The organism is Microbacterium sp. Leaf351 (assembly GCF_001423825.1).
Taxonomy (GTDB): Bacteria; Actinomycetota; Actinomycetes; order Actinomycetales; family Microbacteriaceae; genus Microbacterium; species Microbacterium ginsengisoli.
Window position 1 is genome coordinate 92662 of record NZ_LMPK01000015.1, and the last position, 5432, is coordinate 98093.

Here is a 5432-nt window from a genome sequence, read left to right on the forward strand (position 1 = left end):
GAGCACGCCGAAGATCATCGTCGAGGTCGACCCGTTCTGGCGCTGCTCTCCGTTGACCGACAGCCGCATCCCGAGGTCCTGCGGGTCCGCTACCTCATCGGCGGGCACCAGCCACGGACCGAGTGGGTTGAAGCTCTCGCAGCTCTTCCCCTTGTCCCACTGTCCCCCGCGCTCGAGCTGGAACTCGCGCTCGGACACGTCGTTCGAGATCGCGTAGCCGGCGATGGATGCCGCCGCCTCCTCGTCGCTCGCGAGGTAACGCGCGGTCGTGCCGATGACGACGGCGAGCTCGACCTCCCAGTCGGTCTTGCGCGACCCGCGGGGGATCAGGACCTCGTCGAACGGGCCGACGACGGTGCCCGGGTCCTTCATGAACACGACGGGCTCCTGCGGGATCGCGGCGCCGGTCTCCTCGGCGTGGTCGCGGTAGTTGAGCCCGATGCACACGACCTTCCCGGGGGTCGCGACCGGGGCTCCGATGCGCGCACCCGTCAGATCGATGCGCTCGAGTCCGCCGCCGCGCGCGGCGTCGCGGGCTCGCCGCAGCCCGTCGGCGGCGAGGAACGCGCCGTCGATGTCGTGCGTGAGCGGGCGCAGGTCGTAGTGCGCCCCCTCGTGCCGGAGCACGGGGATCTCGGCACCGGGCGCCCCGATGCGCATGAACTCGGTCACAGGTCCTCCTTCGCCCGGGCCAGACGCCCAGGGTCGATCCGATAGCACTCGGCGGCCGTACCGCCGAGCAGGCGGGAGCGCTCGTCGGCGCTCCAGGTGTCGCTGGCCCGCTGGATGCCCTCCCAGGTGCGGGCATATCCGCCGGCGATGAGGGAGATCGGCCAGTCGCTGCCGGCCAGCAGCCGGTCCGCGCCGAACAGCTCACGCGCGGCATCCAGCAGGGGGCGGATGTCCCCTGCCGCCCAGTCGGCGGGAGTGACGGCGGGGTACAGTCCGGAGACCTTCGCGTGCACACGGGGGTTCTCCGCGGCCGCGGCGAGCAGGCGCCGCCAGAGCGCGGTGTCGCCGCCGCCTCCCACGGGCGGCTTGCCGAGGTGGTCGATGATCAGCCGCAGGTCGGGATGGCGCTCCCCGAGACGCGGGAGGTGCGCGAGCGCGGCCGGTGACGCCGTCACGTAGTCGAACGCGAGGCCTGCGGCGGCGACCTGCGCGAGACCCGCGGCCACGTCGTCGCGCAGGATCCAGTCCGGATCGTCGCGCTCATGGATGAGCGCGCGCACACCGACGATCCGGTCGTCCTCCCGCAGCCGCTCGAGGGCGCGGGCCGTGGCGGCCGGGGCGTCGAGGGGCACCCAGGCGACGATGGCGACAACGGCCGGATCGGCATCCGCGGCCCGCTGCATGTGGGCGGTGTCGCGCGCGTCGTCCGCGGCCTGCACGAGCACGACCCCGGCGACGCCGGCGGCACGGCGGTCGGCCGCGACATCCGCCATCGTGAAGTCCCGGTAGAGCACGCCCGCCGCGGGGGTCAGCCAGTCGTAGTCGGCGACGGTGCGCGTCCAGATGTGCTGGTGGGCGTCGATGATCACGGCGCCACCGTGTCGATCGCGTCGTCGGCGACGAGGAGGCCGGTGGCGCGCAGGTCGTCCCAGAGCGCGACGGGGATGCGTGCGGCGAGACGGTCGAGGGTCGAGTCGACCTGATCGGCCGTGCGCATGCCGACGACGACCGACGCGGTCGCGGGGTGCCGCAGCGGGAACTGCACGGCCGCCTCCGGGAGGCGCACGCCGTGACGCTCGCACACCTCGGCGATGCGGGTGACGCGCTCGATGAGAGACTCCGGCGCGGGCAGGTAGTCGTAGGTGAGGCCGGCGGCGGGGCGATCGGCGCTGAGCAGACCGGAGTTGTAGACCGCCGCGGCGATCACGGCGACGCCCCGATCGAGCGCGGCGGGCAGGAGGTCCTCGGCGGCCCCCTGCTCCAGCAGGGTGTAGCGCCCGGCGAGCATGACGACGTCGACATCGCACTCGCGGACGAACCGCGCGAGCATCGCCGACTGGTTCATCCCGGCGCCGATCGCCCTCGTCACGCCCTGGTCGCGCAGCTCGATGAGGGTGTCCACGCCCGTCGTCGAGGCGGCCTCCCACTCGTGGTCGGGGTCGTGCAGATAGAGGATGTCGACGCGGTCGAGACCGAGCCGGGCGAGGCTCTCGTCGACCGAGCGCAGGATCGCGTCGCGGCTGAAGTCGAAGACGCGTCGGTGGGTGGCGGGCACGACGAACCCGTCGTCGGTGCCGTGGGGAGGCTCGTTCGGCTCGAGCAGCCGGCCCACCTTGGTGGAGATGACGTACTCGTCGCGCGGACGGGCGGCGAGGGCGGCGCCGAGGCGACGTTCGGAGAGGCCGAGTCCGTAGTGCGGCGCGGTGTCGAAGTACCGGATGCCGCGGCGCCAGGCCTCCTCGACCGCGCCCGCCGCCTCGTCGTCGGTCGTCACGCGGCCGAGGTTTCCCAGCTGCGCGGCGCCGAATCCGACGTCGGTGAGCCGGACGCCACGGGGCGAGGGTCGGGTGCTCATCATCAAGCCTCTCTCTTCCCTACAGTTCTAACATGTGATGTATGCTCTTTCCAGCACGACTCGTGCAGGAGCTTCTCGATCAAGGACGACATGAAGATCACCGGATACCGCGTGCTGCGCACCCACCGAGACTGGGGCCGCCCCATCGGCGACGTCAATGGGCACATCGCCTCGGGCATCACCGACGTGCCCGTCGTGCTGCTCGAGACCGACGCCGGGCTCACCGGAATCGGCACCGGCTCCGACCACGATCTCGATCGGCTCTTCCCCGCCCTCGAGGGCGAGGACCCCCGGGCCGTCGGCGCGCTCTACGACCGCATGCTCGCCCGCGTGTTCAAGGACGGTCACGGCGGGGCGACCTTCGGCGGGATCGGCACCTTCGACATGGCACTGTGGGACCTCAAGGCGAAGGCCGCCGGGGAGCCGCTGTGGCGCCTCATCGGCGGACGCGACCGCTTCGTCGCCGGCTATGCGTCCGGCCTCGACATCGCCCTCGACGACGAGTCCCTCGCGACGTTCTACTCGGCCATGGCCGATCGCGGCTTCACGAGCGGGAAGCTCAAGGGCGGGCGTGACGCGGATGTCGACATCCGGCGCCTCGGCATCGTCTCCGACGCCCTGCGCCGCAACACCTCGCGGCCCGCGCTCATGCTCGACGCGAACGAGTCGTGGAACCTCAAGCAGGCCGTGCGCTATGTCAGCGCGGTCGAGGAGCACCACGACCTGACCTGGATCGAAGAGCCGCTGCGCCGGTGGGATGCCGCGGGCCACGCCCGCCTCACGCGGTCGATCCGCGCGGCTGTGGCGACCGGCGAGAACCTGACCGGACTCGAGCAGTACCGTGCGCTGTTCGACCACGGCGCCGTCGACATCGTGCAGTCGGGATGCGTCTGGGGCATCACCCACTTCCTGCGCGTCGCCCACGCCGCCCATGCCCGGGACCTGCCGATCAGCCCGGTCGGCCTCACCGCCAACGAGGCGGTGGCGCACGCCGCCGCGGGTGTGCCCAATCATCTCGCCGCCGAGGTGCAGGACCTCGGCATGCCGTTCGGCCTCGCGATCGACCGCGAGATCGCCGACGGCGGGATCGTCCTCGGCGACACCCCCGGACACGGCATCACGGTCGATGAGGACGCCATCGCGACCGAGCGACGCAACGGCAGCTGGACCGTTCCCGAAGGACCCCACGTGCGCTCCCGCCGCACCGGACTGCGTCTCGTCGCCGACGACGCCCCGCACGATCGGGAGGTCTGAGGTGCTGCTCCGTGAGGGACTCCACCGCGTGGTCGCACCCCTCGGCGAGCGCGTCGTCGCGCTCTACCTGCTCGAGGGCCCCGAAGGGATCCTCCTGTGGGACACCGGCGTCGCCGACAGCGTCACGGGCACGCTCCTCCCCTATCTCGCCGACGCCGGAATCGATCCGGCGCGCATCCGCTGGGCGATCAACTCCCACTGCGATTTCGATCACACCGGCGGCAACGCCGCCCTTCGCGAGGCGGTGCCGCACGTCGCCCTGTTCGCCGGCGCCGACGACCTTCCGCTCGTGACCGACCTCGATCGCCTGATCGCCGAGCGCTACGGCGAGTTCCGCGTCTCGGACGGCTTCGACGACCCGGCCGAGACCACCGCCCACATCCGCGCGGTCACGGGCCTCGTCGACGATGTGACGCCTCTCACCGGAGGCGAGACGTTCGACCTCGGCGACCGCCGCATCGTCGTCCTCGCCGCGCCCGGCCACAGCCCCGGTCATCTCGCGCTCTGGGACGATCGCTCGCGTGCGCTCCTCATCTCCGATGCGACACTCGGCACGACGGTGCCCTACGCCGACGGGAGCGCCGCGTTCCCCCCGACCTACCGCGATACCGACGACTACCTGCGCACGCTGGCCGGCTTTCGCACGCACGGGGCAGACCTGCTCCTCACGGCGCACTACCCGCTCTACGAAGGCACCGAGGTCGAAGGGTTCCTGGCGGCATCCGAGCAGTACGTCGACGTGCTCGACGCGGCGATCTCGCGTGTGCTGAGCACCACCGAGGACCTCACGACGCTCGAGATCGTGCGTCTCATCGCCGCCGAGGTCGGGACGTGGCCGGACGCCGCCGCCGACTACCTCGTCTTCCCGGTGACGGGAAACCTCGAGCGGATGCAGCAGCGCGGGCTCGTGCGGCAGTCCGCCCGCGGCGAGCGCCGCACGTGGCTGCGGAGCGCCGCGTGAGCCGCGTGCGCCTCGGCGCGATCGGTGCCGGATGGTGGGCGACCAGCAACCACTTCCCGATCTTCCAGGCGCGGGAGGACGTCGAGCTCGTGGGCGTCTGCGGTCTGGGCGACGACGTGTTCGCCGTGCGTGACCGGTTCGGCTTCGGCATGGCCACGCACGACATCGACGAGCTGCTCGATGCGGGCCTCGACGCGGTCGTCATCACGACCCCGCACGACCTGCACTACCCCGCGGCGGTCGCCGCCCTCGATCGCGGACTGCACGTGCTGTGCGAGAAGCCGATGACGCTGCACGCCGGGCAAGCCTGGGACCTCGCCCGGCGTGCGGAGACGGCGGGAGTGCACCTGCTCGTCCCCTACGGCTGGAACTACAAGCCGTTCACCGTCGCCGCGAAGCGCCTGCTGGACGAGGGGGCGATCGGGGAGATCCAGTACGCCCTGTGCCACATGGCCTCGCCGACGCGAGGTCTGTTCGGCGGCGACCCGACCCACATGCTCGAGCGCTGGGAGTCGGCCACCGCGCCCCAGCAGAGCACCTGGGCCTCACCCGCGCACGGCGGCGGGTATGCCCACGGTCAGGTCACGCACTCGTCCGCGCTGCTCTTCTGGCTGACCGGGCTGCGCGCCCGGACCGTCGCCGGACGCACGGCGCACGCCGGCTCCGCCGTCGACCTCTTCGACGCGGCGG

At 72.0% G+C, this 5432-nt stretch carries 6 protein-coding genes; 3 read left to right on the plus strand and 3 right to left on the minus strand.

Annotated features, from left to right (window positions below):
- From ASG00_RS06100 to ASG00_RS06110, 3 genes are all read right to left on the minus strand, one after another.
- Positions 1-660, minus strand: a 660-nt coding sequence (locus ASG00_RS06100; protein ID WP_442922613.1) for a fumarylacetoacetate hydrolase family protein, incomplete at its 3' end; no start/stop codon positions are given.
- A gap of 8 nt (positions 661-668) precedes the next feature.
- A complete protein-coding gene (locus ASG00_RS06105; protein ID WP_056207583.1) occupies positions 669-1541 on the minus strand; it encodes an amidohydrolase family protein in 873 nt (290 codons plus the stop codon).
- Positions 1538-2527 (minus strand): aldo/keto reductase, encoded by a 990-nt coding sequence (locus tag ASG00_RS06110; RefSeq protein ID WP_056207799.1) that lies wholly within the window; start codon positions 2525-2527, stop codon positions 1538-1540. The genes ASG00_RS06105 and ASG00_RS06110 overlap by 4 nt, the downstream gene beginning before the upstream one ends.
- 90 nt (positions 2528-2617) lie before the next feature.
- On the opposite strand from ASG00_RS06110, the gene ASG00_RS06115 reads away from it, so the two are divergent.
- From ASG00_RS06115 to ASG00_RS06125, 3 genes are all read left to right on the plus strand, one after another.
- Entirely contained in the window at positions 2618-3781 is a 1164-nt protein-coding gene (locus ASG00_RS06115; protein WP_045247814.1) for a mandelate racemase/muconate lactonizing enzyme family protein, read from the plus strand.
- Between the two features lies 1 nt (position 3782).
- Positions 3783-4742, plus strand: a complete 960-nt coding sequence (locus tag ASG00_RS06120) for an MBL fold metallo-hydrolase (protein ID WP_056207585.1) — start codon at positions 3783-3785, stop codon at positions 4740-4742.
- Positions 4739-5432 (plus strand): Gfo/Idh/MocA family protein (locus ASG00_RS06125; protein ID WP_162238356.1); only part of this gene is annotated, 694 nt, incomplete at its 3' end. The genes ASG00_RS06120 and ASG00_RS06125, both read left to right, overlap by 4 nt.